This is a genomic window from Pseudomonas neuropathica (assembly GCF_051174785.1).
Taxonomy (GTDB): domain Bacteria; phylum Pseudomonadota; class Gammaproteobacteria; order Pseudomonadales; family Pseudomonadaceae; genus Aquipseudomonas; species Aquipseudomonas neuropathica_A.
In genome coordinates this window covers 4,245,994-4,268,681 of the sequence record NZ_CP195111.1, presented here as the reverse complement: position 1 = coordinate 4,268,681, position 22,688 = coordinate 4,245,994, and the positions used below count along the sequence as shown (strand labels likewise).

Annotated in this window: 17 protein-coding genes, 1 other RNA gene and 1 pseudogene; 12 read left to right on the top strand and 7 right to left on the bottom strand. The window is 58.9% G+C overall.

Features of this window, described 5'->3' with window-relative positions; all coding sequences use genetic code 11:
• Window positions 1-72: 72 nt before the first annotated feature.
• From ACRRSD_RS19210 to ssrA, 7 genes are all read left to right on the top strand, one after another.
• Complete coding sequence (locus tag ACRRSD_RS19210) at window positions 73-1,767, top strand: lactate permease LctP family transporter (RefSeq protein ID WP_122595216.1); 1,695 nt, start codon at window positions 73-75, stop codon at window positions 1,765-1,767.
• Between the two features lie 150 nt (window positions 1,768-1,917).
• The gene (locus tag ACRRSD_RS19205; RefSeq protein ID WP_435034742.1) at window positions 1,918-2,742 is read left to right on the top strand and encodes a (Fe-S)-binding protein; all 825 of its coding nucleotides are present in this window, start codon (window positions 1,918-1,920) and stop codon (window positions 2,740-2,742) included.
• A complete protein-coding gene (locus ACRRSD_RS19200) occupies window positions 2,739-4,193 on the top strand; it encodes a LutB/LldF family L-lactate oxidation iron-sulfur protein (protein WP_435034731.1) in 1,455 nt (484 codons plus the stop codon). The genes ACRRSD_RS19205 and ACRRSD_RS19200 overlap by 4 nt, the downstream gene beginning before the upstream one ends.
• Window positions 4,193-4,864, top strand: a complete 672-nt coding sequence (locus tag ACRRSD_RS19195) for a LutC/YkgG family protein (RefSeq protein WP_435034728.1) — start codon at window positions 4,193-4,195, stop codon at window positions 4,862-4,864. Before ACRRSD_RS19200 ends, ACRRSD_RS19195 begins: the two co-directional genes overlap by 1 nt.
• Window positions 4,861-7,671 (top strand): FAD-binding and (Fe-S)-binding domain-containing protein, encoded by a 2,811-nt coding sequence (locus ACRRSD_RS19190; RefSeq protein ID WP_435034726.1) that lies wholly within the window; start codon window positions 4,861-4,863, stop codon window positions 7,669-7,671. Before ACRRSD_RS19195 ends, ACRRSD_RS19190 begins: the two co-directional genes overlap by 4 nt.
• Window positions 7,672-7,801: 130 nt before the next feature.
• Window positions 7,802-8,080, top strand: coding sequence for a hypothetical protein (locus ACRRSD_RS19185; protein WP_435034724.1), 279 nt, complete (start codon window positions 7,802-7,804; stop codon window positions 8,078-8,080).
• Window positions 8,081-8,175: 95 nt separating this feature from the next.
• Window positions 8,176-8,564, top strand: a transfer-messenger RNA (tmRNA) gene (ssrA, locus tag ACRRSD_RS19180).
• 91 nt (window positions 8,565-8,655) lie between these two features.
• Here the strand turns inward: ssrA and ACRRSD_RS19175 are convergent.
• Complete coding sequence (locus ACRRSD_RS19175; protein WP_435034722.1) at window positions 8,656-9,696, bottom strand: EamA family transporter; 1,041 nt, start codon at window positions 9,694-9,696, stop codon at window positions 8,656-8,658.
• A gap of 315 nt (window positions 9,697-10,011) precedes the next feature.
• On the opposite strand from ACRRSD_RS19175, the gene ACRRSD_RS19170 reads away from it, so the two are divergent.
• From ACRRSD_RS19170 to ACRRSD_RS19150, 5 genes and pseudogenes are all read left to right on the top strand, one after another.
• Entirely contained in the window at window positions 10,012-10,386 is a 375-nt protein-coding gene (locus ACRRSD_RS19170; protein ID WP_435034720.1) for a DUF6124 family protein, read from the top strand.
• Between the two features lie 248 nt (window positions 10,387-10,634).
• A complete protein-coding gene (gene rimJ / locus ACRRSD_RS19165) occupies window positions 10,635-11,222 on the top strand; it encodes a ribosomal protein S5-alanine N-acetyltransferase (protein WP_435034719.1) in 588 nt (195 codons plus the stop codon).
• A gap of 67 nt (window positions 11,223-11,289) precedes the next feature.
• Window positions 11,290-12,729, top strand: a complete 1,440-nt coding sequence (locus ACRRSD_RS19160) for an ArnT family glycosyltransferase (RefSeq protein ID WP_435034717.1) — start codon at window positions 11,290-11,292, stop codon at window positions 12,727-12,729.
• Between the two features lie 47 nt (window positions 12,730-12,776).
• Window positions 12,777-14,006: pseudogene (locus ACRRSD_RS19155) on the top strand (methyl-accepting chemotaxis protein); the annotation flags it as partial.
• Entirely contained in the window at window positions 14,001-14,864 is an 864-nt protein-coding gene (locus ACRRSD_RS19150) for a methyl-accepting chemotaxis protein (protein WP_371748303.1), read from the top strand. The pseudogene ACRRSD_RS19155 and the gene ACRRSD_RS19150, both read left to right, overlap by 6 nt.
• Window positions 14,865-15,011: 147 nt before the next feature.
• Here ACRRSD_RS19150 and ACRRSD_RS19145 read toward each other — a convergent pair whose 3' ends face one another.
• The 6 genes from ACRRSD_RS19145 to ACRRSD_RS19120 all read right to left on the bottom strand — a co-directional run bounded on the left by ACRRSD_RS19145 (window position 15,012) and on the right by ACRRSD_RS19120 (window position 22,679).
• Window positions 15,012-15,485 (bottom strand): helix-turn-helix domain-containing protein, encoded by a 474-nt coding sequence (locus ACRRSD_RS19145; RefSeq protein WP_100846304.1) that lies wholly within the window; start codon window positions 15,483-15,485, stop codon window positions 15,012-15,014.
• A gap of 53 nt (window positions 15,486-15,538) precedes the next feature.
• On the bottom strand, window positions 15,539-15,892 hold the full coding sequence (locus ACRRSD_RS19140) for a type II toxin-antitoxin system HigB family toxin (RefSeq protein ID WP_435034715.1): 354 nt from the start codon (window positions 15,890-15,892) through the stop codon (window positions 15,539-15,541).
• Window positions 15,893-16,048: 156 nt separating this feature from the next.
• Window positions 16,049-17,377: a DUF1329 domain-containing protein gene (locus ACRRSD_RS19135; RefSeq protein WP_435038520.1), complete on the bottom strand. Its 1,329-nt coding sequence runs from the start codon at window positions 17,375-17,377 to the stop codon at window positions 16,049-16,051.
• Between the two features lie 207 nt (window positions 17,378-17,584).
• On the bottom strand, window positions 17,585-19,543 hold the full coding sequence (locus tag ACRRSD_RS19130) for a DUF1302 domain-containing protein (protein ID WP_435034714.1): 1,959 nt from the start codon (window positions 19,541-19,543) through the stop codon (window positions 17,585-17,587).
• Window positions 19,544-19,592: 49 nt separating this feature from the next.
• Window positions 19,593-20,882, bottom strand: coding sequence for a phospholipase (locus ACRRSD_RS19125; protein WP_435034712.1), 1,290 nt, complete (start codon window positions 20,880-20,882; stop codon window positions 19,593-19,595).
• A gap of 228 nt (window positions 20,883-21,110) precedes the next feature.
• Complete coding sequence (locus ACRRSD_RS19120; RefSeq protein WP_435034710.1) at window positions 21,111-22,679, bottom strand: FGGY-family carbohydrate kinase; 1,569 nt, start codon at window positions 22,677-22,679, stop codon at window positions 21,111-21,113.
• Window positions 22,680-22,688 lie beyond the last annotated feature (9 nt).

The following is a 22,688-nucleotide window of genomic DNA, read 5'->3' as shown; positions in this document are numbered from 1 at the left end:
TGTAAATTGGTCTTACCAATTACCCAAAAACGCTGACAGTGCCTGACCAACAACAATTAGGGGCCACCCCATATGCAAACCTGGCAACAGCTCTACAGCCCGCTCGGCAGTCTCGGCGTGTCCGCACTCGCGGCCGTCATCCCCATCGTTTTCTTCTTTCTCGCGCTGGCGGTGTTCCGCCTCAAAGGCCACGTGGCCGGCAGTATCACCCTTGCCCTGTCGATTGCCGTGGCGATCTTCGCGTTCCAGATGCCGGTCGACATGGCGTTCGCCGCCGCCGGGTATGGCTTCGCCTACGGTCTGTGGCCGATTGCCTGGATCATTGTCGCGGCGGTGTTCCTCTACAAACTGACGGTGAAAAGTGGTCAGTTCGAGGTCATTCGCAGTTCGGTGTTATCGATTACTGACGACCAGCGCCTGCAAGTGCTGCTGATCGGTTTCTGCTTCGGCGCTTTCCTGGAAGGTGCCGCCGGTTTCGGTGCGCCGGTGGCGATTACTGCCGCACTTCTTGTCGGCCTGGGTTTCAACCCGCTGTACGCCGCCGGCCTGTGCCTGATCGCCAACACCGCACCGGTGGCGTTTGGTGCCTTGGGGATTCCGATCATTGTTGCCGGGCAAGTCACCGGTATCGACGCGTTCAAGATCGGCGCCATGACCGGTCGCCAACTTCCATTGCTGTCGCTATTCGTGCCGTTCTGGCTGGTGTTCATGATGGATGGCTTGCGCGGCGTGCGCGAAACCTGGCCGGCTGCACTGGTTGCGGGTCTGAGTTTCGCCGTCACTCAGTACTTCACCTCGAACTTCATCGGCCCGGAACTGCCGGACATTACTTCGGCCTTGGCCAGCCTGATTTCCCTGACCCTGTTTCTGAAAGTCTGGCAGCCAAAACGCGCTGCCGGCCAACATATCGCCGGCGCCGTTTCCGCTTCGGTGGTGACCGCCAGCGTCGGCGGTTTCGGCCAGAAGCGCACTACCGTGGCGTCGCCTTACAGCCTCGGGGAAATTTTCAAAGCCTGGTCGCCGTTCCTGATCCTCACCGTGCTGGTGACCATCTGGACGCTGAAGCCTTTCAAAGCGATGTTCGCCGCCGGCGGCTCGATGTACAGCTGGGTGTTCAACTTCGCGATCCCGCACCTTGATCAACTGGTGATCAAAACTGCTCCGATCGTGGCTGCTCCGACTGCTATTCCGGCCGTGTTCAAACTCGACCCGATTTCTGCAACGGGCACGGCGATTTTCTTCTCCGCACTGATCTCGATGCTGGTGCTGAAGATCAATTTCAAAACTGGTCTGACCACTTTGAAAGAGACCTTCTATGAACTGCGCTGGCCAATCCTGTCGATCGGCATGGTGCTGGCGTTTGCCTTCGTCACCAACTACTCCGGCATGTCTTCGACCATGGCGCTGGTGCTGGCCGGTACTGGCGCGGCCTTCCCGTTCTTCTCGCCATTCCTCGGCTGGCTCGGCGTGTTCCTCACTGGTTCGGATACTTCGTCCAACGCGCTGTTCAGTTCGCTGCAGGCGACCACCGCACACCAGATCGGCGTCAATGACACCCTGCTGGTAGCGGCGAACACCAGTGGCGGCGTGACCGGCAAAATGATCTCGCCACAATCGATCGCCGTGGCCTGCGCCGCGACCGGGTTGGTGGGCAAGGAATCGGATCTGTTCCGCTTCACCCTCAAGCACAGCCTATTCTTTGCAACGATTGTCGGTTTGATCACCTTGGCTCAGGCCTACTGGTTCACCGGAATGCTGGTGCACTAAACCTACAAGAAACACAGAAAAAACCGACGCCGGTCCGTGATGCCGGCGTCAGCAATTCACAACCCGGTCTGTAAGGCTGCTGAAAGCAACGCTCTCTATATTCAGCAGCCTCAGCGGACGGATAACCGGGACCACACGGAGACACGCCTGATGAGCGAGCTTTTTTATAACGCTGTGCCGAACGCGACCCGTGTGGCACCGCCACTGCCCGAACCTCGGCAATACCCCAGCGAGAAACCGTCGCGGGTCTACCTGTTCGGCACGTGCGTGGTCGACCTGTTCTACCCCGAAGCCGGGATGGACGCGATCCACTTGCTGGAGCGCGAAGGGATCCGGGTCGAGTATCCGCAAGGGCAAAGTTGCTGCGGCCAACCGGCCTACACCTCGGGTTACACCGAGCAGGCGCGGACGGTAGCGCGCTCACAACTGGCGCTGTTTGCCGGAGATTATCCGGTGGTGGTGCCGTCGGGTTCCTGCGCCGGCATGCTGCGCGAGCATTACGCCGACTTGTTCAAGGACGAGCCGGAAACGTTGAAACAGGTTCAGGCCCTCGCGGCCCGCACCTATGAATTGGCCGAGTTCCTGTTGTTTGTCTGCAAGGTGCAGTTCAAGGACAGTGGCGAGCCAGTGAAAGTCGCGTTGCACACTTCCTGTTCGGCACGCCGCGAAATGAACACCCACCTGCACGGCCGCGAGCTGTTGGCGCAGTTGAGCAATGTGGAACGGGTCAACCACGACCACGAAAGCGAATGCTGTGGCTTCGGCGGAACATTCAGCATCCGTATGCCAGACATTTCCGGCGCGATGGTGGCTGACAAGACCAAAGCGTTGAAGGATTCCGGCGCGCATCAGGTCTTGAGTGCCGATTGTGGCTGTTTGATGAACATCAACGGCGCATTGGAGAAACAAAAAGAAGCGCTGCGCGGGCAACATCTCGCCAGCTTCTTGTGGCAACGAACCGGGGGTGCGCAATGAGCACTTCCGCGATTATTCCTACGGTTGCCGTAGAAGAAGATTTCCGCACCCGGGCTCACAACGCCCTGGGTGATCAGCAGCTGCGGAACAACTTCCGCACTGCCATGGACTCACTGATGGTCAAGCGGGCAGCCGCTTTCAGTGATGCCCACGAAAGAGAACATTTGCGCGCACTGGGCAATTCGATCAAGGCCCGCGCGCTCTCCAAGTTGCCCGACCTGCTCGAGCAACTTGAACAGAACCTGACCCGCAACGGTGTGACAGTGCACTGGGCGGAAACGGTGGACGAAGCCAATGGCATCGTCTTATCGATCATCCGCGCTCACGAGGCGCGGCAAGTGATCAAGGGCAAATCGATGGTCAGCGAAGAGATGGAGATGAACCATTTCCTCGAGGCTCGGGACATTGAATGTCTGGAGTCCGACATGGGGGAATACATCGTCCAGCTCGACCACGAGAAGCCTTCACACATCATTATGCCGGCGATCCACAAGAATGCCGGTCAGGTCGCGTCCTTGTTCCACGACAAACTTGGCGTGGAATACACCAAGGACGTTGACCAACTCATTCAAATCGGTCGCAGAGTCCTGCGGCAGAAATTCTTCGAAGCGGACATCGGCGTCTCCGGTGTCAACTTCGCCGTCGCCGAAACCGGCACCCTGCTGCTGGTGGAAAACGAAGGCAACGGCCGCATGACCACCACCGTGCCGCCGGTGCACATCGCCGTCACCGGTATCGAAAAAGTCGTGGAAAACCTGCGTGACGTGGTGCCGCTGCTGTCACTGCTGACGCGCTCGGCGCTGGGCATTCCGATCACCACCTACGTCAACATGATCTCCGGCCCGCGCAAGGCACACGAACTCGACGGCCCGCAGGAAGTGCATCTGGTGTTGCTCGACAACGGTCGCAGCCAGGCTTTCGCCGACAGTGAATTGCGTCAGACGTTGAATTGCATCCGCTGCGGCGCTTGCATGAATCATTGCCCGGTCTACACCCGCGTCGGTGGCCACACCTATGGCGAGGTGTACCCGGGGCCGATCGGCAAAATCATCACGCCGCACATGGTTGGCCTCGCCAAGGTTCCGGATCACCCGAGTGCGTCATCGCTGTGCGGTGCCTGCGGTGAAGTGTGTCCGGTAAAAATTCCTATCCCGGCGATCCTGCGGCGTCTGCGCGAAGAGAACGTCAAAGCCCCGGACAGCCCGAATCAAGTGATGCGCGGTCAGGGCAGCAAGTATTCGCGCAAGGAACGCTTTATCTGGAACGCCTGGGCCCGGCTGAACAGCTCTCCGACCTTGTATCGATTGTTCGGTTTCTTCGCCACGCGTCTGCGTGCGCTGACCCCGAGCAACGTTGGCCCTTGGACACAAAACCACAGCGCGCCGAAACCCGCCGCCCGCTCGCTGCACGACATGGCCCGCGAGCATCTGGCCAAACAGGGAGACCGCTGATGAGCGCCAAAGAAAATATCCTCGCCAAGCTGCGGAAAAGTCTGACTGGCGCCACGCCGATTGCCGACAACTTCAATGTTGATCTGGTGACGCAGCCTTACACCTACACTGCCGAACAGCGTATTCCGCAACTGCGAAAATTGATGGAAGCGGTGCACACTGAAATCCACCTGACTTCGGGTGAAGGTTGGCCGGCACTGCTCGCGCAACTGCTGCGCGATCGTCAGTTGCCGAGTCTGTTGATCGCACCGACTACCGCGCACGGGCAGAAAATCACACAGCACTGGGCGAACAATCCAGATCTGCCAGCACTGAAATCCTACGACCGGCCGATGGAAGAGTGGAAAGCCGAGCTGTTCAACGACACTCCGGCCAGTCTCACCGGCACCCTCGGTGCGATCGCCGCTACCGGCAGCCTGATCATCTGGCCAACCCGCGAAGAGCCGCGTTTGATGAGCCTGGTGCCGCCGGTGCATTTCGCCCTGCTCAAGGCCAGTGAAATCCGCGACAACTTCTATCAGGTGCAGCAGGAATTCGAATGGGCGCAGGGCATGCCGACCAACGCGTTGCTGGTGTCCGGCCCGTCGAAAACCGCCGACATTGAACAAGTGCTGGCCTACGGCGCCCACGGCCCGAAAGACCTCGTGGTGCTGATCCTGGAGGACCAATGACGCTTCCGGCTAATTTTCTGCGTGATGCGCAACAACTGATTCCGGCCGAGCGCCGCTTTGATGATCCATTGTCGACGCTGGCCTTCGGCACCGACGCCAGTTTTTATCGACTGATTCCGCAACTGGTAATCCGCGTAGAGTCCGAAGATGAAGTGGTCGCGCTTTTGAAATTGGCTCAGCACGACCATGTCCCGGTGACCTTCCGTGCGGCGGGCACCAGCCTGTCGGGTCAGGCGATCAGCGATTCCGTTTTGATCGTGCTTGGGGATAACTGGAACGCTCGCGAGATTCGTGGCCAAGGCACGCAAATCCGCCTGCAACCGGGAGTGATCGGCGCACAGGCCAACGCATGGCTGGCACCGTTCGGGCGCAAGATCGGTCCGGATCCAGCGTCGATCAACGCCTGTAAAATTGGCGGCATTGTTGCCAACAATGCCAGCGGCATGTGCTGCGGCACGGCACAAAATACCTATCACACGCTGGCCGGGATTCGCTTGGTGCTGGCCGATGGCACGCGCCTGGATACCGAAGACCCGGCGAGTGTTGCGGCATTCCAAGTCAGCCACGGTGATCTGCTCGAGCGCTTGGCGACATTGGGCCGCGAGACCCGTGCCAACGCCGAACTGGCTGCACGAATCCGCCACAAATACCGTCTGAAAAACACCACTGGCCTGTCGCTCAACGCCTTGGTAGATTTCGATGAGCCTGTGGATATCTTGAGCCACTTGCTGGTCGGCTCCGAAGGCACCCTCGGCTTTATCAGCGCGGTGACTTACGACACAGTAATCGATCACCCGAACAAAGCCTCGGCGCTGATCGTCTTCCCGGATGTGGAAACCTGCTGCAACGCCGTTACCGTGCTGAAAAGCCAACCGGTGTCCGCGGTGGAGTTGCTGGATCGGCGCAGCCTGCGTTCGGTGCAGGACAAACCGGGCATGCCCGCTTTCGTACAACAGCTGTCGAACAATGCCTGCGCGCTGCTGATCGAATCTCGCGCTGCGTCTTCCACTTTGCTGCAGGAACAACTGAAGCAGATCATGGCGTCGCTCAGTGGTTTCCCGGTGGAAAAGCAGATCGACTTCACCGAAGACCCTGCCGAAAACGCCAAGCTCTGGGCGATCCGCAAAGACACCTTCCCCGCCGTCGGCGCGGTGCGCAAAACTGGCACCACGGTGATCATCGAAGACGTGACCTTCCCGGTCGAACAACTGGCCATCGGTGTGAACCGCTTGATCGAACTGTTCGACAAACATGCCTACGACGAAGCGATCCTTTTCGGACACGCGCTGGAAGGTAATCTGCACTTCGTCTTCACCCAAGGCTTCAACAACCCGGAAGAAGTCGCACGCTATCAAGCGTTCATGGACGACGTCGCGCAACTGGTCGCGGTGGAATTCGGTGGCTCGCTGAAAGCCGAACACGGCACCGGACGCAACATGGCGCCGTTCGTGGAACTGGAATGGGGCAGCGACGCCTATCAACTGATGTGGCAGCTCAAACGTCTGCTCGACCCTAACGGCATTCTCAATCCCGACGTGGTGCTCAGCGAAGATCCACAGATCCACCTCAAGCATCTGAAGCCGCTGCCGGCAGCCGACGAGATTGTCGATAAGTGCATTGAGTGCGGCTTTTGCGAACCGGTCTGCCCGTCGAAAGGTCTGACCCTGAGCCCGCGCCAGCGCATTGTGATCTGGCGCGATATTCAGGCGAAGAAACGTGCCGGCGTCGATACCCGCGAACTGGAAGAAGCCTACGAATATCAAGGCATCGACACCTGCGCCGCAACGGGGCTGTGTGCGCAACGCTGTCCCGTAGGCATCAATACCGGTGAGCTGGTGAAAAAGCTGCGTGGCCGACACGCGACGCATCAGAAAACCGCTGACTGGATCGAAGGAAATTTCGCCAAGACCCTGCAAGGCGCACGCTTCACTCTGCACGTAGCCAACGGTGCGCGGATGATGCTCGGCGCACCGCGGCTGGCGAGACTTTCAGCAACGATTACGCGCCTGTCCAAAGGTCAGGTGCCGCTGTGGACGAATGCGATGCCACAGCCAGAGAAGGCGATTCGCTTCAGCCCCAGCGTCTCGGACGCACGTCCGCGTGTGGTCTATCTAGCCGCGTGTGTATCGAGAGTCATGGGCCCGGCGGCGGGCGATAAAGAGCAGATGTCTCTGTACGACAAAACCCGTGGGCTGCTGGAAAAGGCCGGTTACCAAGTGGTCTTCCCGGACAATCAGGACAACCTCTGCTGCGGTCAGCCCTTCGCCTCGAAAGGCTACGCCGAGCAGGCAGAACACAAGCGTCAGGAGCTGATCAGCGCATTGCTGCATGCCAGTCGCGGCGGGCTCGATCCGATCTATTGCGACACCAGCCCGTGCACGCTGCGGCTGGTGCAGGACGTAGGAGAAAACCGTCTGGATCTGTACGACCCGGTGCGCTTCATCCGTACGCATCTTCTCGAACGACTGGACTTCACCCCGCAAGATGCACCGATCGCCGTACACGTGACCTGCAGCACGCAACATCTGGGCGAAAGCCAGGCGTTGATCGATCTGGCGCGCAAGTGCAGCAACAACGTGGTGATTCCGGAAGGCATTCACTGCTGCGGATTTGCCGGCGACAAAGGCTTCACCACGCCGGAGCTGAACAGCCACTCGCTGCGCACGCTCAAGGAAGCCGTGCAGCACTGCAGCGAGGGGATTTCCACCAGCCGCACCTGCGAGATCGGTCTGACGCAACATGGCGGAATTGACTACCACGGACTGGTCTATCTGGTGGATCGAGTGACCCGGGCGAAGGCCTACTGAAGAAAAATAGAACCCTTGAGTTCGACTGTAGTCCACAGATTAACCCCGCCTGATCGGGGTTTTTCTTCCATACGGTTGCCCGTCCTGACGGCCAGCGAAGTCTGGACCCACTCGGTTCAAGGAGATACACATGAAACGTTCTGTACTGTTAGGTCTGTTCGTTACTGCATCGATGATGGCGTCCACTTCGTTCGCCGCAGACAAGCCTGCTGACCTGTGTGATGCCAATATTCAGACCATCAATAATATGAAGGGTCAGCTGTCAGCAAAGCCAGAACTGAGCCAAAAGGCTGAAGCCACTGTGACCAGAGCACACGACCTCAAGGCCAAAGGTCAAATCGATAACTGCGTTGCGGAAACCTCGCAACTCATTACGGACCTTCAGAAAGCGGCCGGCACCAACAATTGATCTGAGCCCGGCCAACCTTCGGGTTGGCCTTGTGGGCTGATTGGCGTACACTGCACACGCTTGTTGCTCAAACAGATGTACTGAGCAATGAGTTCGGGGCCGTTTAGGATTCGACGCCGGTTGCGAAACTTTAGGTGCATGCCGACTTGGTAACAGAAGTCGTAAATCCACTGTTGCAACTACTTATAGTTGCCAATGACGACCAATACGGTGTTGCTCTCGCTGCTTAATTGCAGCTGACAATGCTCCTGGTACCTTCGGGTCCAGCAATCATTAGGGGATGTCTGTAAACCCAAAATGATTGTCATATAGAACAGAATCGCCGTGCAGTACGTTGTGGACGAAGCGGCTAAAACTTACACAACTCGCCCAAAGCACCCTGCCCGTCGGGTCGCTGAGGGTTAACTTAATAGACACGGCTACGCATGTAGTACCGACAGCGGAGTACTGGCGGACGGGGGTTCAAATCCCCCCGGCTCCACCAACTCTCAAAGACAAAGCCCGCCAAGTGCGGGCTTTGTCGCATCTGGCCGTCCCATCCAGCCCCTTTCGAAAACCAACCCCGCCCACACACCTCAATGCTCATGCCGATGATGCACATCCGGAAAATGCGCATGCCGGTGACGCATCGGCATATGCACATGCGGATGACTATGCGGCTCCGCTCCATCCCATTCAAACCCGTGCGTATGCTGGTGATGCTCATCGTGTGTGTGGCGATGATCGTGCTCGAGCAGTTCATGCTGATGCTCATGAGTATGGTTTTCCATCAGGTGAATCCATACCCCCACGGCCATTAACGCTGCAGCGAGCAGGAACATCAGCGATACCGACTCACCCAGCAGCAGAATCGAGATCGCTGCGCCCAGAAACGGCGCGGTGGAAAAGTACGCGCCGGTGCGCGCACTGCCCAAGCCACGCAGGGCGAGGACGAACATCACCAGGCTGACGCCGTAACCGAGAAACCCGACCAGCAGGATGGGCACCAGCGAGGTGGCTGCGGGCAGTTGTTTGCCGATGAACAAGGCGAGGCTGCAGTTGACCAACCCCGCCACAAGACCTTTGCTGCCCGCGATAAACAGTGCATCCGAGGCAGACACCTTACGCGTCAGGTTGTTGTCGATGGCCCAGCAAAAGCAGGCGAAGGCGACGGCCAGCGGTCCTGTCCAGTCCTGCGCCGAGACGGCCTCTTGCGGCCAGGACAACACGACACCGCCGGCCACGATGGCGAGCATGCCGATCACGATTCGCCGGTCGGCGTTTTCCTTGAACACTAGCCACGCCAGCAGTGCCGTGAGCACTGATTCCAGATTGAGCATCAGTGACGCGCTCGCGCCGGACGTTCTGGTCAAACCGAACATCAACGCCACCGGTGCCAGCACGCCGCCGAAGCCGATGGCTCCGACCAGCCACGGCCATTCGCCGGCTCCGAGTCCGGAACGCTGCCAGCCTCGATCGCGAGCAAAACGCAGGACGGTCAAACCCAGACCGCTGCCCAGATAGAGCAATCCGGCCAATAGAATCGGCGAAACCTGTACTCCCAAGAGCTTGGCGAGTGGCGTACTGGCGCCAAACAACGCAGCCGCAACCAACGCGTAGAGAACGCTCACATTCATGAAGGAATCACTCGCTCGGGCCGATGAAATACCGGCAACAATCATCGCAGAACTCAGGTGAGAATTATGTGAGCGGTTTCGCCCGCTGAGCACATGCCTTGAGTTGACTATCCGTGCTCATCACGACTGCCGTTTGGTTTTATCGCCACGCCCTCCTTCCCACACCGAACGTCCTAGGAAAATTCCCGCAACACGCGTCGACTTTGATGAACTGGTGGACAGTTCCTCAGGGCGTTACGCTCCACGACCACTGCCAACCAGCGGACGGTTTGGCAGCCGCAATTGCAGTGAATGTTCACTCCACGGAGCTACGTCATGAAGAAAATCCCCCGCCTTTCGCTGGTTGGCCCGGCACCGTCCGATGCGCCAACGTCCAGCACCCAACCGCAATCGAATACCAGCGCACACAGCGAAGCGCACAAACGGCGCCGTAGCGTCCCGCTCAATCAACTCATCAGGGTGCGCGACGATGTCGACACCCTGACCCTGCTCACCCACGCCAGCGAGATCCTCGATTCCCTCACGGCCATCAGCGCAAACTTTGCCGATGAGTTCGACGGCTCGAAACGTCATGTGGCAGTGGCGATGAAGCAGTTGAGCGCGCTGGCCGAAATTCTGATTTGTCGGGCAAGGGACAATCTGGATCCGCATGGACCGCAGACCTCCTTCGGGCCTGAAACCCGTCATTGACCGGCGAAAACCCGGCGTTCGGTTGCGCATCGGACTGGATTGGGGCCGCCCATCGAGATGAATTTTTCTTCACTGCAGCTGCGCGGCCAACCCTTGTACAGTCCGCTCGCTCATTCAAGAAACTACGGTTCGCCCGCGCTCCTGCGGGCTTTTTTTTGCCTGAAACAAAGCCCCTTCTTCGCCACGACTTGCCGTGACCCCGCAGATTGCGCGACTCTGCCTGCAGATCCCACAAGCCGGAGCGCCCGATGCCGCTGTTGACCCTGCCCTGCCAACGCCTGACGCTCGCGATACTCGCACCGGAGCAGGCCGAGCTTGAAAGCGAGTTCTACCGACGTAACCTGCGCCACCTCGCGCCCTGGTCACCGATCCGCACCACTGAATATTTTTCCACCGAGCAGATTCGCCGACGCCTTGAAATACAGGCCAGTGCATTCGAGGCCGGGCTGGCCATGCATTTCGCGCTGCTGACTGCGGACGGCCAGCAGATGATCGGCGCGTGCAACTTCAGTGGCATCATTCGCGGGGCCTTTCAGGCGTGTTATCTGGGTTATCACATCGATGAGACCCAACAGGGTCAGGGCTTGATGCAGGAAGCGCTGGAGGCAGGTATAGGCTACATGTTCGATACCCAGAATCTGCACAGGATCATGGCCAACTACATTCCCGGCAACGAGCGCAGTGAGCGCTTGCTTGAGCGTCTGGGCTTCGAACGCGAGGGTTACGCCAAGGCGTATCTGAACATTGCTGGACGCTGGCAGGATCATGTGCTGACGGCGCTGGTCAATCCGCAGTTCGAAACGCCGGAGAAGCGTTGGTCGCGACGACTGGCCTGAACTTCACAATTTATTCAGGATTGCCGCCGTATGCTCAGGCTCCCGCCTCTTCCGGTTGCCTGAAACCATGTCGCGTGCCGCCACTTCCCTGTTTCTGCTTGCCGCCCTGCTGTTTTTCTTCGCGTTGGGCGGTCATCAATTGCAAGGCTCCACCGAGGCCCGCGTCGCCGGCATCGCCATGGAGATGCACCTTGATAACGACTGGGTGACGCCTCGGCTGTTTGGTGAACCGTTTCTGGAAAAACCACCGCTGAGCCTGTGGCTGGATGCTGGCGCCATGCGTGTGTTCGGCGTTTCACCGTGGGCTGTGCGGCTGGCGTCGGCGGTTGCCGGGTTGCTCAGTGTGATGCTGCTATACGGCATATTGCGGCGTTTCGAACGACCGAAAATGATCGCGTGGGCCGCAGGCATTCTGCTCGCGACCATGGCCAGTTACTGGAGCAATGTACGCGGCGTCGGTGAGGATGCGCTGCTCGCACTCGGCGTGACCACGGCGCTGCTGGCCTTTTTCCAGGCGCAGCGGGCACCGACGCTCGGCAACTCGCTGCTGTTTGTCGTCGGGATCGCCATCGCCACATTGAGCAAAGGTGTGCTGGGGCTGGCCATGCCCGGGGTGGTGATTTTTGCTTACCTGCTGGCTGACAACCTGATGGACAAACGACTGAAAATCGCTGACTGGCTGCGCCCGGGTTTACTGACAGTGGTCGGTTTGATTCCGCTGCTGATCTGGCTCGTCATCCTCTACCAGCATGGCGGTGCGCAAGCGGTCAGAGAAGTGCTGCTGACCAACAGCGTCGGACGCTTCAGCGGATCGTTCGTCGAGGCCGGGCACTACGAACCGTTCTATTACTACCTCGCCAAACTCCCGGAAGCCTTTCTGCCATGGAACATTCTGGTGTACCTGGGGCTCTGGCATTTCCGCAAACAATTGAAGGCCAACCGTTACCTGCTGTTTTTCAGCCTGTGGATCGTTGCGCAATTCGTGATGCTGACGTTGGCGTCGAGTAAGCGCACGGTGTACCTGATGTCGATGACACCCGCCGCCGCAGTGATCGCAGCGGAATATGCCTGCGTACTATTCGAGCGATTGAAGCAGTACGAATCCGGTAATCGATTGGTAGGCCGAATCGCCCGGCACCGTCAGACTCTTGCAGTCGGCGTACTCACGCTTGTGATCGGCAGTTATCTCGCGGCCGCGCAATGGGCGCTGCCCCACGCCGACAAAAAACTATCGTTCCTGCCGTTGAGCCAACACATTCAACTGCTGCAATCCGAGGGTCGACAAGTTGCGTTGTTTCAAGCCAATGAACGCGTCGGCGGCGCCAGCGTTTTTTACACCCAGCAGGTGCTGAAAGGCCTGGATACCGACGCGCAACTGAAAGACTTCCTCTCAGCCTCGCCATCCCATGTCGCCGTCATGGCGGCAGACCACGAACCCGCCCCACCGTTGAAAGCGCTCAAGACCCTGAGGGTCGGTCGGCAGGCTTATTACTTCGTCGGTTATTGATGTAGCCACTACACGATCATCTCGGAAGGCACGGCCCTGGACCCTCAATGAAAAAGGGCCTCAGCGGGCTTGTTACAAATTCCGTAGGACAAAATCCTTTCAGCTCTGGGAAATGCGGCCGATACAAACCTGCTAACACCCTTGCTGGCTCAAAAAAACAACAATCTTCCAGCCTAACCGACGACAAGAAACCCAACGTTTCTGGAGGATTTTTGATGAATAGCTGGTTCGGCAACATCAGCGTGAACATGAAACTGGGCCTGGGCTTCGGCCTGGTGCTGGCCCTGACCTGCGTGCTGGCCCTGACGGGCTGGACCAGCCTCGGTGGCCTGATCGACCGCAGCAACTGGATGAGCGACATCACCCAGCTCAACGCCGGTCTGACCAAACTGCGCGTGGTGCGCCTGCAGTACATGCTGACCAATGGCGATGAAACCGCCGCACAGAATGTGCAGACCACCCTCGAAAGCTTCGCCGCGCAGCAACAGAAGCTGATCAACAGTTTCAAGAGCCCGGAAAACGTCAAACTGCTCAAGGAGCAGGCCGCGACCATCGCTGAATACCAGACGTCGCTGAACAAAATGCGCAACGCCTATCGTACCGGCAACAGCGCCCGCGACAGCATGAGCGTGAGTGCTGAAACTGCGTACAACCAGATCGAATCGATCAGCAAACGCGTGCAGCAGATGGACATGAGCGAACAGCGCTTCGAACAGTTCCAGGCGATCACCGCCGCCAAGGAAGCGTTCATCCTCGCGCGCTACGAAGTGCGCGGCTACACCGCCACCACCAACGCCGAAACCGAGCAGAAAGCCGTCGGCCAGATCGACGCGGCCATCGCCAGCCTCAAGTCATTAAATGCGCAATTTGCTGCGACTCAGCAGGATGCCTTGCGCCAACTGGAATCTGCGTTGACCAGCTATCGCAGCGCGTTGATGGCATACAAGAACGCCAACACCGATGCCGTGCAGGCGCGTAAGGAAATGACCGACCAGGGCACCACCATCGTCGCCCTGAGCGAACAGCTGTATCAGATCCAGCTCGATCGCCGTGACGCTGAAAGCGCCCAGGCGCGTACCTTCCAGTTGATCAGCACCCTGCTCGCCCTGCTGGTTGGCGTGATTGCTGCGGTGATCATCACCCGTCAGATCACCCGTCCACTGCAGGAAACTCTGGCCGTGGTCGAGCGCATCGCCAGCGGCGACCTGACCCAGAACGTCACCGTGACCCGCCGCGACGAACTCGGCGTGCTGCAACAAGGCATCGCCCGCATGGGCGTAACCCTGCGTGACTTGATCAGCGGCATCCGCGACGGCGTCACCCAGATCGCCAGCGCCGCCGAAGAACTCTCGGCCGTGACCGAACAGACCAGCGCCGGTGTAAACAGCCAGAAAGTCGAGACCGATCAGGTCGCCACCGCCATGCACGAGATGACCGCCACCGTGCAGGAAGTCGCGCGCAACGCCGAAGAAGCGTCGCAAGCCGCTGCGGCAGCTGACGGCGAAGCCCGTGAAGGCGACAAAGTGGTCAACGAAGCCATCGCCCAGATCGAGCGTCTGGCCAGCGAAGTGGTGCGTTCCACCGAAGCCATGAGCGTGCTGCAACAGGAAAGCGACAAGATCGGCAGCGTCATGGACGTGATCAAAGCGGTTGCTGAACAGACCAACCTGCTGGCCCTCAACGCTGCGATCGAAGCAGCCCGTGCCGGTGAAGCCGGTCGTGGTTTTGCCGTGGTCGCCGACGAAGTTCGTGGCCTGGCTCAGCGTACGCAGAAATCCACCGAAGAAATCGAAGGCCTGGTCGCTGGTTTGCAGAACGGTACCCAGCAGGTTTCGGCGGTGATGAGCAACAGCCGCGCCCTGACCGACAGCAGCGTCGCCCTGACCCGCAAGGCTGGCGCCTCACTGGAAAACATCACCCGTACGGTGTCGAACATCCAGTCGATGAACCAGCAGATCGCCGCAGCGGCTGAACAGCAGAGCGCCGTGGCCGAAGAGATCAGCCGCAGCATCATCAACGTGCGCGACGTATCGGAACAGACCGCAGCGGCTAGTGATGAAACGGCTGCATCGAGTGTTGAACTGGCGCGTTTGGGTGGTCAGTTGCAACAAATGGTCAGCCACTTCCGCGTTTGACCCTGATTCAGCGCTGAAGCTACAACCGCATCGCGAGCAGGCTCACTCCTACAAGGAATGGTGTTGATCACAGATTATGTGAACGACGCCAATCCCCTGCAGGAGTGAGCCTGCTCGCGATTGCGTTAGACCTGTCACGGCATCCCGTCAAACCACACCATGCATAAAAAACTCAACCGGCACTTTAAAGAACTCGGCGAATCCCTTTATCTGGGCAACGGTCATTTTTCGCTTGTTATTCAATATCTCTGAAACAGCACTCTGAGTTGCGATCTCAGACAAGTCCTTCTGTTTAACGCCTCTTTCCGACAGCAGAAACGCCAGCGCTTCAGATTGGGACGAATAAGCAATCAACACCGTTTCATTCTCGTACTCATAAACCCGATCAGCCACAAACTCCGCAAATCGTGCCGCAGCATGATCCTCGGTGCTTGCGTGGGAATAAAGCTCATCAATCAGGGCCATTCGCACTTGTAGATCGTCATCATTTTTTATCGGATCATGGCAGGCAGACAACAACTTGGACAAAGTCGCTAGCTGATCGCCCAGTCCCTCAAGCATGGGTGAAATATCGGCTATGAAGGAATCCAGTCCTGTCGCTTCGACTTTATTACGCTTCATTGAGATCACCTGTATTTTCGTTAAACATAAATAGCGTATTTCATTCTGGCCAACTACTTGACATCACCCTTCCACCATTTGTCGTATCCGGAATGGGGAAGAATGTCCTTGATATAGATAGTGCCAGTCTTCGTGTTGATCCACGTAATGACACGGCACTCGTTTTTCTTGATATCAAAAACGTAAATATCAAGCGGGCCTTTCTTGCTCGTCAGCCTCAGCTTCGAGTGAGGGATACGATCGACGTTCCAACCTGAGGCGCTGGTCCAGTCTTGACGAAGCTTCTCAAACGACTCGAAACGCAGCGATGCTCTGTCGAAGATGGTTAGCCACAAGGTGAGAGGATCTCTCCACTGGCCATGAGTCTCAATGGCCCGCGCAACCGCCGCTTTTGTGATCACTCTCATACAATTTTCGGTTCTGGTATCCCTACATGCGGGCAAATTATCTCAAATACAGATATCTGTAAAGCAGATATTTTTAGCTCCACAGAACAAACCCGAAGCCGAATGCATCAGTGGCTTCGGGCTTTTTCTGTCAGTGGTGGACTTAGACTTCAGCCATCAGCGCGTCCCACGCTGCCGCAACGCCGACGGCATAAAATACGCATCCTCCGGCACCGGCTGCGCGAAATCCACCGTCTCCGCCTCTTCGTTATCAAGGTTCTGCACGTAGTAACGCCGCGCCTGCAAATCATGGAAAACATCCAGCGCACTCCACGTCGTCGGCAGGTCGTAGAAGTTTTTCAGGTAGGCCATCGACACGCGCCACAACTCCCCTCGCCCATCGTACTGATCGACCAGCGCGGCGCCCCAGCTGTCTTCATCGAGAAACAGCACGCGTTTGGAGTAGATGTGTCGCGAGCCCGGTTTCAGGTTGCCTTCCACCACCCACACGCGGTGCAGTTCATAGCGGGTGTATTGCGGGTTGAGGTGGCCTGGGGTGAGCAGTTGCGCGTACTTCACGTCGGGGCTGGCGACTTTGTAGTTGTTGTAAGGGATATAGATTTCCTGTTTGCCCTTGAGCTTCCACTCGTAGCGATCCGGTGAGCCGTTGAACAGGTCGGTATCGTCGGCGGTACGCAGGCCATCGGAGGATGCGATCGGCGTGTCGTAGGCGAGGTTCGGTGCGCGGCGCACACGGCGTTGGCCGGCGTCGTAGATCCACGCTTGGCGCGCGTCCTTGAGCTGATCGAGGGTTTCATGCACGAGGGCGGCACCGCCGGCCAGGCGTGCGGGGCTTTTCACGAAGGCGAGGTAGTAGAACAGGATGTTCTTCAGGTCGGCGAACTGGCCGTTCGGGCGGTAGTAGTTGAACAGGGCTTCCTGCTGCGAGGTAACCAGGGCAAAGCTGCCATTGCGTTGTACCGGTGCTTCGGAAGCGCGGCGCACGACGTAGGTGCCGCGATAGCGGGTGATGTGATTCCACAGCACTTCAACGCCGTCCTTGGGCACCGGGAATGGCACGCCACCGTAGGCATCGGAGAAGCCGCTGCCGCCTTCGAGCAGCTTGGCCGAGGTGGCGTTTTTCAGGGTGTTGTCGTACAGCCACTGCGGTGCCGAGCCGGAGCGGCGGGACGGATAGATCGGCATCTGGAAGGTGTCGGGGTAGCTGTTGAACAGGGCGATCTGGCCGGGGCTGAGGTGGGCCTTGTACTGGTCGAGGTTGGCTTTGGTGATGGTGAACAGCGGTTTGTCGGCCGCGTATGGATCGGGGTGATGCTGGCCGGGCTTGTAGCCGGCGGGCGCCTGGGTGATGCCGCCAGTCCACGCAGGGATGGTGCCGGCCGAGTTACCCGCGCGCTCGGCGCCCATGGGGGTCAGGGTGGTTTTCAGTTGTTCGGCTTGTTGCGGGGTGATGGCGGCGAAAGCGCTACTGGTCGCCAGCCCCATGACGAGCGCCAGCATGGTCTTGGTCAATCGTGAAGTGTGAAACATGATCTTCTCCAAATACAAAAACCTGTGGGAGCGAGCTTGCTCCGGGCGGCGTTCCGACGAAAGCGGTGTATCAGGCGATACCTGTTTTGAATGTGCCGGCCTCTTCGCGAGCAAGCTCGCTCCCACAGGGGGATGATGTGTTGCAGAAATCTCGTATGAAACTCAAAGGAAATACTTGAAGTTGAACCCGACATTGTCGCGGTCGCGAATACCGTTGTTCTGCCCGCCGCCATAGAACTCGGTGTATTGCAGTTCGGCTTCGAGCTTGTTCTGATAGTTGGCCTTGATCCCCAGCGTGTAGGCCTTGCGCCCTTCGATGGTGTTGCCGGCCTGATAGCTGTTGCCCTCGAAATCGTCCTTGTAGACGATGTACGGCGAGACGTTGACCCCCGCGTACACATCGTTCCAGGTGCCGTTGAGCATTGCCGTGTAGCTGTAGGAATTGCGGTTGACCTGATCGTCGCGATCACCGCCGGAGACATAGGAATAGTTGCCCGTGCCGGCGTAGTAACGACGACTGCCGTCATAAGCGGTGTATTGCAGACTACTGCCGCGCAGGTGCTCGGAGGCCAGTTCGAAGATGCCGAACAGCGAGTCGAACGAAGCCGTGGGGCCGAAGTTATAGATGGTGCCCAGCGAGATGTTGAACGCGTCCACGCGCGCGGCGTTGTTGATCTGGCTATCGAGGGTGACCATTTGTCCGCCAACATTGATCGACTGGCCCGTCACCGCTGCCGCGGCACCATTGGCCAGGTCACCAATCAAATCGTTGGTCGCCGCAACGCCGATCGGCAGGTTCGGCCGATAAGCAATCTCACCAAACACCGAGGCCTCGCCCAACGTGGTGTTGAAGCTGAAGCCGTACATACGAATGTCTTCGGCGTAACGCCGATGCGCCTGGATATTGCCCATCACATCCGCCGTGGCCAGACCGTTGGCCAGTGCCCCGGCCTGACTGCCAGCGACGCCCGCCAGCAGATTGGTCAGCGCATCCATGTCGATGCCGTTGTAGCCGCCCAGATCCGCCGCGATGGTCGGTTCCTTGGCGTGGTAGTTGACCATGTACAAACCGAACTCGGTGCTGTTGAGTTGTTCAGCGATGTAGCGAAAGGCAAAGCCGAACTGACCATCGTTGCGCGCGTTGTAGTCCTTGCCGATGCTCGCCACTTTGAGCGTGTTGCCGTAGGCCGGCGTCACGCCGTTGGCGTACAGGCCCGTGGTTTGCAGGGCGGAGTTCAGCAATGGGTTGTTGCCCAGCGCGCTGTATAAACCGATGACGTTGCCAAATCCCGGCACAGGCGTATCCAGCGCCGTGCCGCTGAAGTTGTTGTAACCGGTGTTGCCGCCGTCGGCGAACAGGTCGGTCTGCGAGTAGAACGTGCCGACCGGGTCGATGCGGGTTTCCTTCCAGTTGGTCTGGTAGAAACTCTCCATCGTCAGCGAATCGGTCAGGCCGATGTTGAAGCTCAGCGCCTCGACCGGCACCAGCACTTCCTTCACTTCGGCGCCGGGCAAGCGGTACTTGGCGGCGTCCACCGGGTTGGTGGTGTTGATCCCGCCGCGATAGAAAATCCCCTCGCCCCAGTTGAACACCTGCCGACCGACGCGCGCCGTCACCGGCATCTGCGCAACGTCCCAACTGCCATGCACATAGGCGTCGAGCATCTCGATGCGGCTGCCGGCGATGTCGCGTGTCTGGCCGGTGAAATGATCGTCCTGCGGGTAGCTCTGGCTCGGCTGCGACGGGCTGTTGTTGTCGTAGTAGTCGTTGCGCTTGTCCATCAGCTGCGTGTCGTAGAACGCGGTGCCGCGCACGAACACGCCATAGTTCTGATAGTTGGCTTCAAGCTCGGAAGTGATCTTGTACACCTCGGAAACCAGCCCGGTGTCGAAGTTGCGATTGCCGTCGTTGGTGTTGACGTCATCGTTAGTCTTGTCGCGGCCCTGCACCCGCCACAAACGGCCGTAAGACAAGGTCGTGTCGAGGGAGCCGGTGACCTGCTTGTCCATCAGGCTGAACTCCACCGCGTGCGCCGCATCGACTGCGCACAACTGCAGCAGCCCTGCCAGGCCGACACCGGGGAGCGCGACGCCCGTCAGGCGCAATCGAGAGTTGATCATCTGTTCCTCCTTCGCTGTTTTTTATTGTTTTGTTGTCCTGCCGCGATGGCTAGGGCGCCAATCCCGCGCTGACGTAGATTCGGCTGTGCGAGCCGAAATGCCTCAGTAACTTGAACAGTTGCTGGTTGAGTGTCGGATGGTCGAAATCTTCTCGATGCAGCTGATTGCCGCTGCTGAAATCACTGCTGACGGGCGCCGTTTCCAGCCACTGGCCGATGGCTTCGTCGAACGCTGCAGAATCGTTGACCGACTCGGCACTGACCACTTCGCGCAGGTAGTCGACCGAGTACGGCGGGTAGCTTTTGTCCTGAGCCACATCAGCGTAAGCCGCGAGCATCGGGTGCGACTGACCGGCACGCAGCACGCGCCGCAGCCAGGTCGACTGGTACTTCTCCACTTCCATATGCCGAGTGGCGACGCGCTCGATGGAGGCTTGTTTGTCCTCAGCGAAACCGGCGATGGCCTTGCCTTCCAGCAGCAAAAGACTGGCGAGATCGACACCGGGCAACGGCTTGGCGTGATACGGCTGGGTCAGATCCTGAATGTGGTGCAGGCCCCAGCCGAGAAAGCGATAACCCCAATACCGATGACCGCTGGCAAACGCCAGTCGCGCAAGGCCCATGTACTGATAGGCGCGCCAATCCGGCCAACTGCGCTCGAGGAAACCGGCAGCCGCGTACACCACCGCGCTTTCATGGAAGAAGCCCATGTGGAACGGCGCCTGCGAGCTGTACTGGAAACGCGCATCGCCGAACGGTTGCGGGCCGAAACCGTATAGCGCGCCGACCCGGCCAGGGTTGTCGCTGAACAGATTGATGTCGTGGCCGTAATCCGGCTCGTCAGCAGCGCTGGCGAGCACGGCCAGCGGTGCGACTTTTTCGTGCTCGGCGATGACGATGAAGCGCTGGCGATTCCACGGTGACAGGGTTTGCTCGACCATGACTTGATTGGCCTGCAGATGCTCACGTTCTGGCAGGTCTTTGCCGGGCAATGGCTGGATGATCATCGCCAGATGTATCTCGGGATTGATGCGCAGCGCCGAGAGGAAATCGTGGCGCAGATTGTCGCTTGGCACTGCGGGCAATTTCAGATTGTCGGGGCGTGGCGGGTACTGAGCGAAGTGCTCGCGGGCGAAGGTTTCCTGTTGTTCCAGCAGCGCCAGCACGGCCGGATATTGCTCGGTGAGAAACTGCTCCAGTGGCTCGACTTCAACCGCTGGCGCATCACGCAACGCCGGCAGATCCTGCAACGCCAGATAGCTGCCCACCGTGTGGTTGGACCAGCCCCAGGCGCTCGGGGCCGTTGCACAAAGCAGCAACAGGAGGAAGGTCAGCTTCATTGCTTGTCGTTCTTATTGGCGGTGCCGTGGGGGATGAGCCTAACAACCGACCCCGGCGCTGACACTGTCCGATCTCTCCAGAAAAAGTCTCCGATGGCGCCACATCGAGTCGCAATATGGTCCCTGTAGGAGCTGCCGAAGGCTGCGATCTTTTGACGTTGATCTTAAAAAACAAGATCAAAAGATCGCAGCCTTCGGCAGCTCCTACAGGGGATTGGTGGTGTTTTTTCAGGCGGGGTAACCGGTGATTTTGCGGATGCTTTGATACAGCGGTTTAAGCTGGCGGTACATGCGCAGGTAGACCTCTTTGTACAGTTGCTCGTAGATCTTCTGCGCCTCGGGTTGCGGGGTGAAAACCGCACCGACGCGGGTCATCGCCGCGATCGCCGTGGGGAAATCCGCGTGCAGTCCCAACCCCACCGCACAACAAATCGCCGCGCCCAGGCCAGACGCTTCGTACACATGCGGACGCTCCGCCGGCAAGCCGAAAATATTCGCCGTAAGCTGCATCGCCGCATCACTCTGCGAACCGCCACCCGCCACGCGCAGACGCTTGATCGAGACCTTCGAACGCCGCTCGATATTCTCCATGCCCTGACGCAACGCATACGCCAGCCCCTCAAGAATCGCCCGGTAAATATGTGCACGCGTGTGCACATCACCGAAGCCGATCATCGCGCCTTTCGCCTCGACACCCGGCTCGCGAATCCCCGGCGACCAGTACGGTTGCAGCATCAAACCCATCGATCCCGGTGGAACCGCTTCCACCAGCGCGTCGAATAATTGCTCCGGCTCGATGCCTTGCTCTTTGGCCTGCTGCATCTCGCGCAACCCGAACTCGTTCTTGAACCAGCTGACCATCCAGTAACCGCGATAAATCATCACCTCGCAGTTGTACTGATCCGGTACCGCCGAGGGATACGGCGGAATCAACGGGACGATTTCCAGATAGCGCGAGCGGGTGCTGGTGATTGTCGCCGTGGTGCCGTAAGACAAGCACACCGTGCTCGCATCGACCACACCGGCACCGACCACTTCGCAAGCCTTGTCGGCGCCGGCAGCAATCAACGGCAAACCTTCGGGAATGCCGGTGTGGCGCGCGGCTTCAGCGGTGATGTAGCCAAGGGTTTCAGCGGGTTTGTGCAGGGTCGGCAATTGCTCGGGACGCACCGCCAGCGCCTGCCATTTCCAGTCACTCGGCGCGGCCCATCTCAACCGTTTGAAATCGAACGGCAGGTAGCCGACGCAACAGCCGATCGAGTCGACAAAGCGTCCGCACAATCGATGGGTGAGAAAACCCGAGAGCAGTAAAAACCTGTCGGTCGCCGCCCACACTTCTGGCTGATGCTGAGCGATCCAATTCGCCTCAGCCTGAGCGCGAAAATAATCCACGGTGCCTTGCGCGCCGACCAGTTTGAACAGCCAACCCCACGGTCCTTTGATCCCGCCCTCGACTTCGCTCTGCCGTTGATCGAGCCACAGAATCGCCGGGCGCAGCGGTTTGCCCTCGGCATCGACATTGATCACCGTACCGCGCTGCGTGGTCAGGGAAACGCCGGCAATCTGTGAGCGATCAATGCCAGTCTGCTGCCAGACCTGCTGACACGCCTCGCCGAGTTTCGCCCAGTAATACTCCGGATCCTGCTCGGCCCAACCCGGCTGCGCCGAGTAATACGCCTGCAACTCGACCTTGCCTTTGCCAAGCAGATTGCCCTGCAGATCGAAGAGCAACGCGCGCACGCTCTGGGTGCCGTTGTCGATGGCCAGCAGATAACGCTTGTTCGGGTGGTTGTCCATGGAGCTCTC

Bases quoted from the DNA above. Each gene is read 5' to 3' on its own strand.
- ACRRSD_RS19210 (WP_122595216.1), top strand. From the start codon at position 73: ATGCAAACCTGGCAACAGCTCTACAGCCCGCTCGGCAGTCTCGGCGTG.
- ACRRSD_RS19205 (WP_435034742.1), top strand. From the start codon at position 1,918: ATGAGCGAGCTTTTTTATAACGCTGTGCCGAACGCGACCCGTGTGGCA.
- ACRRSD_RS19200 (WP_435034731.1), top strand. From the start codon at position 2,739: ATGAGCACTTCCGCGATTATTCCTACGGTTGCCGTAGAAGAAGATTTC.
- ACRRSD_RS19195 (WP_435034728.1), top strand. From the start codon at position 4,193: ATGAGCGCCAAAGAAAATATCCTCGCCAAGCTGCGGAAAAGTCTGACT.
- ACRRSD_RS19190 (WP_435034726.1), top strand. From the start codon at position 4,861: ATGACGCTTCCGGCTAATTTTCTGCGTGATGCGCAACAACTGATTCCG.
- ACRRSD_RS19185 (WP_435034724.1), top strand. From the start codon at position 7,802: ATGAAACGTTCTGTACTGTTAGGTCTGTTCGTTACTGCATCGATGATG.
- ACRRSD_RS19175 (WP_435034722.1), bottom strand. From the start codon at position 9,696: ATGAATGTGAGCGTTCTCTACGCGTTGGTTGCGGCTGCGTTGTTTGGC.
- ACRRSD_RS19170 (WP_435034720.1), top strand. From the start codon at position 10,012: ATGAAGAAAATCCCCCGCCTTTCGCTGGTTGGCCCGGCACCGTCCGAT.
- rimJ (WP_435034719.1), top strand. From the start codon at position 10,635: ATGCCGCTGTTGACCCTGCCCTGCCAACGCCTGACGCTCGCGATACTC.
- ACRRSD_RS19160 (WP_435034717.1), top strand. From the start codon at position 11,290: ATGTCGCGTGCCGCCACTTCCCTGTTTCTGCTTGCCGCCCTGCTGTTT.
- ACRRSD_RS19150 (WP_371748303.1), top strand. From the start codon at position 14,001: ATGGGCGTAACCCTGCGTGACTTGATCAGCGGCATCCGCGACGGCGTC.
- ACRRSD_RS19145 (WP_100846304.1), bottom strand. From the start codon at position 15,485: ATGAAGCGTAATAAAGTCGAAGCGACAGGACTGGATTCCTTCATAGCC.
- ACRRSD_RS19140 (WP_435034715.1), bottom strand. From the start codon at position 15,892: ATGAGAGTGATCACAAAAGCGGCGGTTGCGCGGGCCATTGAGACTCAT.
- ACRRSD_RS19135 (WP_435038520.1), bottom strand. From the start codon at position 17,377: ATGGGGCTGGCGACCAGTAGCGCTTTCGCCGCCATCACCCCGCAACAA.
- ACRRSD_RS19130 (WP_435034714.1), bottom strand. From the start codon at position 19,543: ATGATCAACTCTCGATTGCGCCTGACGGGCGTCGCGCTCCCCGGTGTC.
- ACRRSD_RS19125 (WP_435034712.1), bottom strand. From the start codon at position 20,882: ATGAAGCTGACCTTCCTCCTGTTGCTGCTTTGTGCAACGGCCCCGAGC.
- ACRRSD_RS19120 (WP_435034710.1), bottom strand. From the start codon at position 22,679: ATGGACAACCACCCGAACAAGCGTTATCTGCTGGCCATCGACAACGGC.